The 10,623-nt window shown below is 42.4% G+C and carries 11 protein-coding genes, 1 pseudogene and 1 other annotated feature; of the genes and pseudogenes, 8 read left to right on the top strand and 4 right to left on the bottom strand.

The genetic code is table 11. The features are described from left to right. The first annotated feature begins 288 nt into the window (after nucleotides 1-288). On the top strand, nucleotides 289-1,293 hold the full coding sequence (ccpA, locus tag C6W18_RS17240; protein WP_034322424.1) for a catabolite control protein A: 1,005 nt from the start codon (nucleotides 289-291) through the stop codon (nucleotides 1,291-1,293). 64 nt (nucleotides 1,294-1,357) lie between these two features. Further along, the gene (locus C6W18_RS17245) at nucleotides 1,358-1,579 is read left to right on the top strand and encodes a hypothetical protein (RefSeq protein ID WP_142392823.1); all 222 of its coding nucleotides are present in this window, start codon (nucleotides 1,358-1,360) and stop codon (nucleotides 1,577-1,579) included. 16 nt (nucleotides 1,580-1,595) lie between these two features. Here C6W18_RS17245 and C6W18_RS17250 read toward each other — a convergent pair whose 3' ends face one another. From C6W18_RS17250 to C6W18_RS17260, 3 genes are read right to left on the bottom strand one after another with little or no spacing between them, the layout of a single operon-like run. Beyond that, complete coding sequence (locus C6W18_RS17250; RefSeq protein ID WP_105928357.1) at nucleotides 1,596-2,768, bottom strand: acetoin utilization protein AcuC; 1,173 nt, start codon at nucleotides 2,766-2,768, stop codon at nucleotides 1,596-1,598. After that, nucleotides 2,765-3,406, bottom strand: a complete 642-nt coding sequence (locus C6W18_RS17255; protein ID WP_105928358.1) for a CBS and ACT domain-containing protein — start codon at nucleotides 3,404-3,406, stop codon at nucleotides 2,765-2,767. Before C6W18_RS17255 ends, C6W18_RS17250 begins: the two co-directional genes overlap by 4 nt. A gap of 39 nt (nucleotides 3,407-3,445) precedes the next feature. Beyond that, nucleotides 3,446-4,078, bottom strand: coding sequence for a GNAT family N-acetyltransferase (locus C6W18_RS17260; protein WP_058337273.1), 633 nt, complete (start codon nucleotides 4,076-4,078; stop codon nucleotides 3,446-3,448). A 155-nt stretch (nucleotides 4,079-4,233) separates the two neighbouring features. Here C6W18_RS17260 and acsA point away from each other — a divergent pair, with 155 nt between their 5' ends. Continuing rightward, a complete protein-coding gene (gene acsA, locus C6W18_RS17265) occupies nucleotides 4,234-5,958 on the top strand; it encodes an acetate--CoA ligase (RefSeq protein ID WP_105928359.1) in 1,725 nt (574 codons plus the stop codon). 59 nt (nucleotides 5,959-6,017) lie between these two features. After that, nucleotides 6,018-6,255 (top strand) — a binding site (T-box leader). 53 nt (nucleotides 6,256-6,308) lie between these two features. Next, nucleotides 6,309-7,577, top strand: a complete 1,269-nt coding sequence (gene tyrS, locus C6W18_RS17270) for a tyrosine--tRNA ligase (protein ID WP_105928360.1) — start codon at nucleotides 6,309-6,311, stop codon at nucleotides 7,575-7,577. Between the two features lie 140 nt (nucleotides 7,578-7,717). Here tyrS and C6W18_RS17275 read toward each other — a convergent pair whose 3' ends face one another. After that, the gene (locus tag C6W18_RS17275; protein ID WP_105928361.1) at nucleotides 7,718-8,074 is read right to left on the bottom strand and encodes an antibiotic biosynthesis monooxygenase family protein; all 357 of its coding nucleotides are present in this window, start codon (nucleotides 8,072-8,074) and stop codon (nucleotides 7,718-7,720) included. Between the two features lie 271 nt (nucleotides 8,075-8,345). Here C6W18_RS17275 and C6W18_RS17280 point away from each other — a divergent pair, with 271 nt between their 5' ends. From C6W18_RS17280 to C6W18_RS17295, 4 genes and pseudogenes are all read left to right on the top strand, one after another. Beyond that, entirely contained in the window at nucleotides 8,346-8,924 is a 579-nt protein-coding gene (locus tag C6W18_RS17280) for an esterase/lipase family protein (protein ID WP_373465712.1), read from the top strand. A 117-nt stretch (nucleotides 8,925-9,041) separates the two neighbouring features. Next, nucleotides 9,042-9,260 carry a hypothetical protein gene (locus tag C6W18_RS17285; protein ID WP_105928363.1) on the top strand — a complete coding sequence of 73 codons (219 nt, stop codon included), beginning with the start codon at nucleotides 9,042-9,044 and terminating at the stop codon, nucleotides 9,258-9,260. Nucleotides 9,261-9,331: 71 nt separating this feature from the next. Further along, a complete protein-coding gene (locus tag C6W18_RS17290) occupies nucleotides 9,332-9,895 on the top strand; it encodes a cysteine hydrolase family protein (RefSeq protein ID WP_105928364.1) in 564 nt (187 codons plus the stop codon). A gap of 280 nt (nucleotides 9,896-10,175) precedes the next feature. Then, nucleotides 10,176-10,623 (top strand): annotated as a pseudogene (locus C6W18_RS17295) (collagen-like protein); the annotation flags it as partial.

Here is a 10,623-nt window from a genome sequence, read left to right on the forward strand (position 1 = left end):
ATAACTGACGTTCACGATGACTTTTGATGAAATATGATTCAATTTACAGGTAACAAGCTCATTAAAGTTTGTTTAATTTAGTTATAAAAAGAAAGGGAACGTTTTCATATGAAGAAAAAACGTGTATAATTTCATAAAAGAATGTCATTTTGATGTAGATTGAAAAATTATGTGTCTCTTTTCATCGTTTTAATGACAAATAGGATATTATTTTTCCTCGTATCTGATATGTCTCTACCTAATTGGTGAATGCTATAGATATGAAGTGTATTTGAAGGAGTGATTTATGTGAATAATGTTACAATATATGATGTAGCAAGAGAAGCAAATGTAAGTATGGCAACGGTATCACGCGTGGTGAATGGAAATCCGAACGTAAAACCAACAACAAGAAAAAAGGTGCTTGAAGCGATTGATCGTCTTGGCTACCGTCCAAACGCAGTGGCACGAGGCCTTGCAAGTAAAAAAACAACGACGGTTGGGGTTATCATCCCTGATATTTCTAGTATCTTCTATTCAGAGCTTGCACGCGGGATTGAAGATATCGCTACGATGTACAAGTACAACATCATTTTGAGCAACTCAGATCAAAATACAGATAAAGAGCTGCACTTGTTAAATACGATGCTAGGCAAACAAGTGGATGGGATTGTCTTTATGGGCGGCAACATCACAGATGTGCTTGTCGAAGAATTTAAGCGCTCTCCTGTACCAATTGTTCTTGCAGCATCAGTTGAAGAGCAGGCACAAACACCATCTGTGAACATTAACTATGAGCAGGCCATTTATGATTCAGTCCAATTATTAATTGAAAAAGGCCATAAACGAATTGCGTTCGTATCTGGTCCAATGTCAGAACCAATTAACTCTGTGAGAAAGCTTGCTGGTTATAAGCGTGCACTAGAAGAAGCGGGTATTGCTTTTGATGATGTTCTCGTTGCTGAAGGTGATTACTCCTATGACTCAGGAATTGAAGCCCTTGCCAATCTGCTTGAGCAATCAGACAAGCCGACGGCTGTCATTGCAGCAACAGACGAGATGGCTCTAGGTGTCATTCACGGCGCACAGGACAGAGGTGTATCAATCCCTGAAGACTTAGAGGTTATTGGCTTTGATAACACAAGACTTTCCCTCATGGTACGTCCTCAGCTGACAACGGTTGTTCAGCCGACATATGATATTGGCGCTGTTGCTATGAGACTGCTGACAAAGCTAATGAACAAAGAACAAGTGGACGATCAAATTGTGGAACTGCCACACAGAATTGAAGAAAGACAATCAACAAAATCATAAGATAAAAAGAAAGCAGGCTCACGTCATCAGTGAATGCCTGCTTTCTTTATATGGAGGTGCTTTGTTGAAACCTTTTGTTGTTGGCTACACTTGTTTGATCATGATATCCTGTCTCACTTCATGTCAAAAGCCATTTAGCGGAGAATATATTGAGTACGGTGAGGTATTGGGTGGTAGTGGCACAATCAAATTGCTAGAGCAGCATGAGATCCCTTACCGAGTGAGAGATGGAGTCCTTTATATTCCAGAAGATGCTGTTGAACAGGCCGTCTCATGTTGTTCATAAACAAAAAAGACCATCATCAGGTCTTTTTTTGTGCATTTTTCTTTTCTCTTCTAACAGGCATGAGTGCTTTTTCTACTGTTTGTGCATTTTTTTCTGTGATTTCTACTTTTCTTGGGATCGGTGGATATAAATCGTCAGGGTCGAACCATGTGGATGGGAGGGTGACAGGTGATTGCTTATTCCATGCCCGAATCCAGTCCTGAGGAAGGTCAGCTGGCGGTGTGATGCCTTTCATCTCAAGCCAAATGCGGCTCCACGCTCTTGGGACAACGCGCCAAATATCATATCCACCTCCGCCAACAGCGATCCATTTGCCGTCACAATATTGATGCGCAAGCTCATGGGCAAGTCTAGGAATTTCCTCATATATTTTCATGGTGGCGGATAAATGGGTTAACGGATCATAGTAGTGTGCATCCGCCCCATTTTGCGTCAAAATCACGTCTGGTTTAAAAAAAGCAGCAATCTCAGTCACTGCTGTTCGGTATGCTTCGAGGAACGATTCGTCTTCTGTAAATGCATCGAGCGGTATATTATACGCATAGCCATAGCCTTTATCATGTCCTCTTTCCTGTACTTGTCCAGTTCCAGGGAACAAGTAGCGCCCCGTTTCATGAATGGAGACAGTACATACCTCTGGATCGTCATAGAAGCTAAACTGTACACCATCTCCGTGATGAGCATCCGTATCAATATATAAAATCCTTGCGCCATATGTCTTTTGAATATATTGAATGGCTACAGAGCTGTCATTATAAATACAAAAGCCAGATGCACGTCCTTTAAATCCGTGGTGAAGCCCGCCGCCAAGGTTGAGTGCATGCTGCGAATGGCCCATCATCACTTGATCAACCGCTGTTAATGTTCCGCCAACAAGAAGAGAAGCCGCCTCATGCATCCCTGCAAACATCGGTGTATCCTCAGTGCCAAGGCCATAACGTTCACCTTCTGCTGTAGACAGCTTTCCTTCACTTGCCCGCTGCACAGCTTGAATATAATCTATCGTATGGACGAGCTTTAATTCCTCCAGCGTAGCCATACGCGGTGCGACGATCTCATCATCCGTTAACGCCTTCATTTTTTGAAGAAGATCATATGTTAAGTAGACACGAAGCTGATTGAAGGGATGATCTTGATGAAACTGGTACGTTTGAAAAGATGGTGAAAAAACAAAGGTCGCTTCCTTCATTTAACCGTCTGCTCCATAGGCCAGATCACTTTGTAGCCTTTTGCACGAATCAGCTTCGTCACATGATCTGCATGAATGGTTTGAAGGCGGAATACGAGCACCTTAGAGGCTTCATTTGCATGCGGGTACACAAGCACACTCAGCATTTGAATATGCTGCTCCTTTAAAATAGTCGTAATGTCTGCGAGCCCTTCTGTCATCTGCTCCACTTCAACCTCTAAGTGTGACCCAGGCTGATCTGCACCTGTCAGTCTGACAAACGTACGAAGTAAATCTGTCTTCGTGATAATGCCTACAAGCTTACCGCGTCTCACTACTGGAAGGCAGCCAATTCCATGCTCAAAAAAGACACTTGAAATCTCCTCAACGAAATCAAGCGGATGGGCGGTAATCGTCTCTAACACCATGATCTCTTCTACTGGCCGCTGAATAAAAAGCTGCCTTTTTTCTGTTTCGAAAATACTTGGACTGGCATTTTTAATATCCCGATCTGTCACCATCCCAATGACAGAATCTTGATCAGATACGATGGGAATATGCCGAATGTGATGTGCACTCATTTTTTGAATGGCTTCTTCGATCGTATCGGTTTTTCGCAGCGTGATCACATCACGCTCCATAATTTGTTCAATCATCATTGTTTACCAAACCCCTTTGCCAAAAAAACGAATTGAACGTTAATACATAAAGCGTTGATGGAAACGAAGGCGATCAAAACGCTCGATCGAATCAGGACTCACGTTTTTTCCGATTCTCGCCATTAAACAATTGGCCGGATGTGAGCTGATCTCAGGCTCGTCTGTTGCAAACCAAACAAGACCACCTGCGTTCATCATTTTCTCCATCATTTTACGGTACTCCCAAACGTTTTTCTTTGTCCCCTTTAAATCCCAATGCCAGTAATATTCAGTTGTAATAATGATGTAGTTCTCCATTTGCTCATCCATCATGCTCACATCAAGTAAATGCTTGCCGAGCGAGCATCCTCTAAATGGAGGAGCGACTTCAATGGCACCAAGCTCAATTAAATTGTCCATGTTGCCTTCTGACCAGCGCTCAAGCGGATCAGGATACAAATACGTGACATAGCCTACGACAAGCTCATCCACTCTTGCAATGATAATACGCCCTTCTGGAAGATCTGCTATTTCAACAAGTGCTTGTTTTTGCTCCTCAGGCGTGCGAAATGCCGTTAGTCCTTCATGAAACGTATAGTTCGCAAGCTCTGATGCAGGTACTGGTCCTTCAATCAGGATAGAACCTGTTTCTCGTTCAATTGTTTTTGAATAATAAGTTTTAGGATGCTCCACGTATCCACCGCCTCAAATTCTAGTGAGTCGTCTCTATTTTAGCTTAAATCTTGCAAAAATTAAAACGGTTTCACAATAAGTTTTTTAAAAATTGAGAAAAAAAGTCATCTATACTATAATGGTCATTGTAAACGTATGCAAAGGGGGACTGTTTGATGAAAGTGGAAACGCTACCATCAGTAAAAGGGGACTATCATTTAAATGATTATGAGCAGGCATACAAAGAATTTTCATGGGAGGAAGCGAGAAAAAACTTCTCCTGGTATGAAACAGGAAAAATAAATGCAGCCTATGAAGCAATTGACAGACATGCGGACTCGTTTCGTAAGAACAAGGTGGCGCTTCATTACAAAGATTCACAGCGGGATGAAAAGTATACGTTCAGGGATATGAAAATCAACACAAACAAAGCGGGAAATCTATTCAGAGAAAAGGCGCATGTGCAAAAAGGGGATCGTGTCTTTATCTTTATGCCAAGATCACCTGAGCTCTATTTTCTTTTGCTTGGTGCTGTCAAAATTGGTGCGATCGTTGGCCCGTTATTTGAGGCATTTATGGAAGGTGCCGTCAAAGATCGTTTAGAAAATAGTGAGGCAAAAGTCATTGTGACGACGCCTGACCTGCTTGAGCGCATTCCATTTGCAGAGCTTCCAAAGCTTGAATCAGTCGTCATTGTCGGTGGAGAAAAGGAAGACATCGATGACGTGCGGACAATTCACTACAAAGAGGCATTTGAGGAGGCAGCAAAGGAACTTGACATTGAATGGATGGATGAAAAAGACGGTTTCCTGCTCCATTACACGTCAGGGTCAACTGGTACGCCAAAAGGTGTGCTGCACGTCCATGGAGCGATGGTGCAGCAAGATCAGACCGGTAAATGGGTGCTTGACCTGAAAGAAGAAGACGTCTACTGGTGCACAGCTGATCCAGGATGGGTAACAGGGACAGTGTACGGTATTTTTTCACCGTGGTTAAATGGGGCGACGAATGTCATTTTAGGAGGCCGGTTTAATCCTGATACGTGGTATGAAACCATTGAATCACTTGGTGTGTCCGTTTGGTACAGTGCACCCACAGCCTTCAGAATGCTGATGGGGGCAGGCGACGACCTCATTCAAAAATATGACCTCAGCTCGCTTCGACATGTCTTAAGTGTAGGAGAGCCTCTCAATCCTGAAGTGATCCGCTGGGGAGACGCTGTATTTGGCAAACGAATTCACGACACTTGGTGGATGACGGAAACTGGTGCACAGCTGATTTGTAATTATCCATGCATGGACATCAAACCAGGCTCGATGGGGAAACCAATTCCAGGCGTAGAAGCCGCGATTGTGGATAATGCGGGAAATGAACTTCCGCCATACCGGATGGGCAACCTTGCAATCAAAAAGGGCTGGCCGTCCATGATGTATACGATCTGGAACAATCCTGAAAAATATGAATCTTACTTTATGCCGGGAGATTGGTATGTTTCAGGAGATTCAGCATATATGGACGAAGACGGATACTTTTGGTTCCAGGGACGTGTCGATGATGTCATCATGACGTCAGGAGAGCGGGTCGGTCCATTTGAGGTGGAAAGTAAACTGGTAGAACATCCGGCTATTGCAGAGGCTGGTGTTATTGGAAAGCCAGATCCGGTACGTGGTGAAATTATTAAAGCATTCATTGCTCTCAGGAGCGGATACGAGCCGACGGATGAGCTGAAAGAAGAGATTCGTACGTTTGTGAAAAAAGGACTTGCTGCACACGCGGCACCAAGAGAAATTGAGTTTAAAGACAAGCTGCCAAAAACGCGAAGTGGAAAAATTATGAGACGTGTGCTAAAGGCGTGGGAGCTGAATTTACCGGCTGGCGACCTTTCGACGATGGAAGATTAATTTTTTTCGTCAGTTGACTTGATATCAAAAGTATGTTAAAAATGACATTAGTTGAATATGAAAAGGTTTTGACTGAGATTCAGTAGAATGATCTTTCCCTGTCCAAGAGAGCTGACGGTTGGTGCGAGTCAGTACAAAGAGATATTCGAATTACCCTCACGAACCGCTTTTACGAAAAGGAGCATGAAGGCTGCCTGATTAGTGAAAGAACGGATCTGTCCGTTATCAGTGTAAGTGAAAAGACGTGATATTTTGTCTTTTAAGCAGGGTGGTACCGCGATATATATCGTCCCTTCGTTCATTCGAAGGGGCGTTTTTTATGTTGAATTGTAAAAAAAGGAGATTTGGATATGAGTCAATTGATGGAAGATTTATCGTTCAGAGGATTAATTCAGCAGCAAACAGATGAAGAAGGTTTAACAAAATTATTAGCAGAAGAAAAAATCAAACTATACTCCGGCTTCGATCCAACAGCTGACAGCTTGCACATTGGTCATTTATTGCCGATTTTAACATTACGCAGGTTCCAAGAAGCAGGCCATCACCCAATTGCACTTGTTGGCGGCGCGACTGGACTAATCGGAGACCCAAGCTTCAAAAAGGCAGAACGTTCACTAAACCCAGCAGAAATCGTGGAACAGTGGTCAGAGAAAATCAAAGGACAGCTCTCTCAATTTCTTGATTTTGAAGCAGGCGAGAACCCAGCCGTCATCGTGAATAACTACGACTGGATCAGCCAAATGAATGTCATCACGTTCCTTCGTGATATTGGAAAGAACTTCGGTGTGAACTTCATGCTGGCAAAAGATATCGTCAGCTCACGTATCGAAACAGGGATTTCGTACACAGAATTCAGCTACGTCATTCTGCAATCTTTAGACTTCTTAAACCTTTACAGAAATGAAAACTGTAAGCTGCAAATCGGCGGAAGCGATCAGTGGGGAAATATCACGTCTGGACTTGAGTTGATCCGTAAGTCTGAAGCAGAAGGGGCAAAAGCATTCGGTCTCACGATGCCGCTTGTCACAAAAGCAGATGGCACAAAGTTCGGTAAAACAGAAGGCGGCGCAATCTGGTTAGATAAAGAAAAAACGTCCCCATATGAATTCTACCAATTCTGGATCAACACAGATGACCGTGACGTCGTGAAATACTTAAAATACTTTACGTTCTTATCAAAAGAAGAGATCGCATCGTATGAAGAAAAAGTACAAACAGCACCTGAAAAGCGTGAAGCACAGCGCCGTCTAGCAGAGGAAGTCACAACACTTGTACATGGCCGTGAATCACTAGAACAGGCTGTGAACATATCAAATGCGCTATTCAAGGGCGAGATCAAATCACTTTCAGCCGAAGAAGTCAAAGTAGGCTTTAAGGATGTTCCATCAATTGAGAAAAGCAGCACAGAAGAATTAACACTAGTCGATATACTAGTTGAATCAAAGCTGTCTCCATCAAAGCGTCAAGCACGTGAAGATATTACAAATGGTGCAGTCTACATCAACGGAGAGAGACAAACCGATAAAGATTATATCCTTTCAGCTGAAGACCGAATTGAAAACCAATTTACGGTTTTAAGAAGAGGGAAAAAGAAATACTTCCTTGTGACATATCAATAAACCTGATTGAAATAGCAAGTATCATTGAAGTGCACCTCAAATGTTAGTACACATAGGGGTGCTTTTCTTTTTTAATGCTATTCATCAGAGCAAGCATCTTTTTAAAAAAGAGACTCACCATGTTACAGGGCCGTATTCTCTCAACCGTTTGCTTCTTGTTCAAGGAGTGAATCTTCGTTTGTATAAGCATGTTCTACCTTACAAATTCGGGTTGTATAGGATTCGTACCAATCTGCTTTCCACTTTTTTTGAACACGCTGATGTGCTGTATGTTCTTTCCATTCTTTGATTGCTGCTAATGAATCCCAATAAGATACAGTGATCCCAATACCATGTTCATCTCGTACACTTTCTATTCCAAGAAACCCGTCTAGGTCTTTCGCTAATTGTTCCATTTTTTGAGCAGTAGCAGCGTATTCTTTCTGCTCACAATTTGTTCGTTTTGATGTAAAAATCACCGCATAGTAGGGTGGTGCAGGTGTTTGCGTAAAAAGCATCTAGTAGTACCTCCTTTTGTCTATTCATATTATATATGAAAGAAAGAAGGTCTCGTAGTCTATTTGGTTTGATTTAAAAAAGGCCAAGGTGCTTTTTGATTATTTATATTGCTGTAAAATCATTTGATAAATATTACCTTGTTCACTTTTCTGACATATTTTTCTTGTATAAAATAGAGTCGTATAAGATGAATAAGGGGGAATGAAAGTGATTCTTTTTAAGAAAAGGAGTTTGCAAATTCTCGTTGCGTTTGCATTAGTGGTCGGATCAATGGCTTTTATCCAGCCGAAAGAGGTCAAGGCGGCTGAGCATAATCCGGTCGTGATGGTACATGGCATGGGAGGTGCCTCTTATAACTTCGCGGCGATCAAAAGATACTTGGTGTCACAAGGCTGGGATCGAAACCAATTATATGCAATTGATTTCATAGACAAAACAGGCAATAACCTCAATAATGGACCGCGTCTATCTAGATACGTCAAAGATGTACTAGCCAAAACGGGCGCCAAAAAAGTAGATATTGTGGCGCATAGTATGGGCGGAGCCAATACGTTATACTATATTAAAAATCTAGACGGCGGAGATAAAATTGAAAACGTCGTCACACTAGGTGGTGCGAATGGACTCGTTTCACTCAGAGCATTACCAGGCACCGATCCAAATCAAAAAATTCTTTACACATCTGTCTATAGCTCAGCCGATCTCATCGTCGTCAACAGTCTCTCTCGCTTAATAGGCGCAAGAAATGTCCTCATCCACGGAGTTGGACATATCGGTCTATTAGCCTCAAGCCAAGTCAATGGCTATATTAAAGAAGGGCTAAACGGCGGAGGACAGAATACGAATTAAAGGAAAAATGAAAAAAGACAGCGACATGTGCTGTCTTTTTTCATGTTATTAGAGAGTGTGTGACGAATAGATCATGAGAGAGGGAGGGAGGAACGTGAAAGCAAAAGGAGGCAGACGATGACGCAAAAGCTCAAGCTATATTTCTTAGGCTATTTTCTCTATTTTCCGTGCTCATTTCTCATCATCTATTTCATCTGGATGAATATCGTCAAATCAGTTCAAATGGGAGAGGTGATGTCTAACTGTACCTCGATCATCGGTATCTATTACATTTTTGCTAGTGTATGGTTTGTCTTGTTGATGCAAAAACAAGCAAAACATCATGAAGAGAAATAAAAGCATGTACAAATGGATCACCATTCCTTACACTACATGTAGTGGATAAGAATTTTCGGAGGTGGGCGTTTGTGCAGAAGAATCAAAAGGCTTTAATCATTGTGGATGTCCAGAAGGCGTTCGAGCATGAAAAATGGGGAGAACGAAATAACCTTGATGCAGAGAAGAATATCAGTCGTTTATTGACGTTTTGGAGAGAGAAAGGCTGGACAGTGATTCATATCCAGCATACATCTGATCAGCCACATTCCTTATTTCATCCTACGCACGAAGGTCATCAGTTCAAAGACATGGTAAAGCCGCTAGATGAAGAAACTGTGATAAAAAAGAAAGTAAATAGCAGCTTTATTGGCACCAATTTAGAGGAACATTTAAGATCGAACCGTATTGACACTGTCGTGATCACAGGTTTGACAACACCTCACTGCGTGTCAACGACAACAAGAATGAGCGGGAATCTAGGCTTTAACACGTATCTCATCTCAGACGCAACCGCTGCCTTTGGACTAACAGATCAAAACGATACATACTATGACCCGGGCACAATTCATCGTCTCTCACTCGCTACATTGCATGATGAATTTGCTACTGTCATGACAACAGAGCAATTGATTAGTGATTTGATGGAAAAATAAAAGATCATACTTGAGAGAAACATGGAACAAAAATCCTCTAGAATTCTAGGGGATTTTTTTATGATAGATAATATGGATTTGAACAGTTTCTTGAGACTTGCTAGTTATCATGAAAAAATATACAAATTTAGCGCAAAATTCAATCAAGTTTTCACAACCAAAAGGCGAGTATGAAAAATTATGTTTGTTTTACACTTATCTTTATTCTTTGGCTATTTAATTTATCTGCACTTATTTATAGCTGTAACATATCTATAATGATAAAGGAGATGAACAAAGGATGGGTTGTGATAAGTATAAAAAGTGCCCTAAATGTAAACAGAAACTATCAAAATCAAACTGCTGCATCATTTGTGAAACAAAAGTAATTGTAGGACGACGAGGATTACGGGGATTACGAGGGGTTCGAGGAGCCACAGGAGCGACCGGTGCAACAGGAGCCACAGGCACGGGTGCAGGAGTGACCGGTCCAACGGGAGCAACGGGGGCTGCAGGAGCCGCAGGAGCGACTGGTCCAACGGGAGCCACAGGAGATACGGGAGCCACAGGAGCTATAGGTCCAACGGGTCCAACAGGAGATACGGGAGCCACAGGAGCTATAGGTCCAACGGGAGCCACAGGAGATACGGGAGCCACAGGAGCTATAGGTCCAACGGGTCCAACAGGAGATACGGGAGCCACAGGAGCTATAGGTCCAACGGGAGCCACAGGAGATACGGGAGCCACAG

It is taken from the genome of Bacillus sp. LLTC93 (assembly GCF_002993125.1).
Classification (GTDB): domain Bacteria; phylum Bacillota; class Bacilli; order Bacillales; family Bacillaceae; genus Bacillus; species Bacillus zhangzhouensis.